Origin of the sequence: Vibrio sp. YT-17, assembly GCF_033337375.1 — a bacterium.
Taxonomy (GTDB): Bacteria; Pseudomonadota; Gammaproteobacteria; order Enterobacterales; family Vibrionaceae; genus Vibrio; species Vibrio alginolyticus.
Window position 1 is genome coordinate 1 of sequence record NZ_JAWOQP010000191.1, and the last position, 1,062, is coordinate 1,062.

Annotated in this window: 1 protein-coding gene and 1 pseudogene; both read left to right on the forward strand. The window is 42.3% G+C overall.

Annotated elements, in window-relative coordinates:
* Window positions 1-255, forward strand: a pseudogene (locus R7F67_RS24870) (Crp/Fnr family transcriptional regulator); the annotation flags it as partial.
* Window positions 256-418: 163 nt separating this feature from the next.
* Window positions 419-1,062 (forward strand): ABC transporter substrate-binding protein (locus R7F67_RS24875; protein WP_318057537.1); only part of this gene is annotated, 644 nt, incomplete at its 3' end.

The following is a 1,062-nucleotide window of genomic DNA, read 5'->3' on the forward strand; positions in this document are numbered from 1 at the left end:
ATCTACACTAATCGTTTGTTGCATCCCATCACTTACAACATTGCCTATGATCTTCTCGTCCGTAATCAGACGGATACGCTGCTTGGTGGCTTTGACAAAGTGAACCAAGAGGCGGAACGATTTGGTACGTCAGGCCGTGTTTATCGACGTGCAGTCAAAGATCTTATCGATAAAGGTCTTATTGCAAAAACCGACAATGGCTTAGTGATCCTTGATGAAATGGCGTTAAAAGCGTTCATTGATTCGCACGAATAATTCAATTCGGGATTGCAATGATTGCCATTCATAAGTGCTTGAAATGGTTTAATCTAAAATCACTGTAATGAATGTAAAGTCGTATAAATCTTGTTGAATGCTTTTGAGAGTAACGCTATATTGCGAACGCGCATGATAATAGATCTCATTAAGGCTCAACAAAATGAAAAAACTCGTCAGTGCGGCTGTTTTCTCGCTGCTAACCATTTCTCCATCTTTTGCTGCTAACGTTGTTATTGACCATTACATGGGAAAAACCGAGCTAGAACAATCACCTAAGCGCGTGGTTGTGATTGGTTTTGGTCCTTTAGATGCTTTGGATAACTTCGGGATTGACCCTGTAGCTGTGTCAAACGCATCTCATCTTCCGAGCTACCTTTCTAAGTACAGCAAAGAGAACTACACATCTGCAGGCAGTTTGTTTGAGCCTGACTTCGAAGCTATTTATATGCAAAAACCAGATCTGATCTTGGTTGGCCCGCGTGGCTCTGCGAAATATGAAGAGCTAAGTGAAATTGCCCCAACGGTTGTGTTTGCAGCTAAAGAAGGCGAAGGCTACTGGGAAGGCACGCAGGCTCAATGGCGTAACATTGGCAAAATCTTCAACATTGAAGACAAAGTCGAGCAAAAGATTGAAACATTGGATGCTCAATTTAAAGCGATTCGCGACTACAACCAAACGAACAATAACGATGCACTAACGATTTTGAGCATCGGTGACAACATCAGTGCCTTTGGTGCGAAGTCCCGCTTCGGTGCGATTTACAATGACTTTGGTTTCATTGAAACGGTAAAAAACATCAAGAC